This window comes from Patiriisocius sp. 208BN25-11 (assembly GCF_058147145.1).
Window position 1 is genome coordinate 1 of sequence record NZ_JBYVJY010000063.1, and the last position, 283, is coordinate 283.

At 38.5% G+C, this 283-nt stretch carries 1 pseudogene; it reads right to left on the reverse strand.

Annotated elements, in window-relative coordinates:
• Positions 1–283, reverse strand: a pseudogene (locus ACY2RS_RS15565) (type I glyceraldehyde-3-phosphate dehydrogenase); the annotation flags it as partial.

The window sequence follows — 283 nt, forward strand, 5'->3', positions numbered from 1 at the left end:
TCATACCAAGCCACTAACTTGAAAAAGTGGTCATTTAATGCTATTCCAGATCCTGCGTCAAAGTTACACGTATGTGTGTCACTAACAAAATCCTGAGACACCACAGGAGCTTCTGTATACCCAATAACTCCTTTATAACTGCCCTCTGAGGCTTCTTTGAATAATTTTTTTATGTCCTCATAACTCGCAGCCTTCTTTGTTCTTATCGTTAAATCTACAACAGATACATCAACCGTTGGTACTCTAAAAGCCATTCCTGTTAATTTACCTTCTAAGGCTGGAA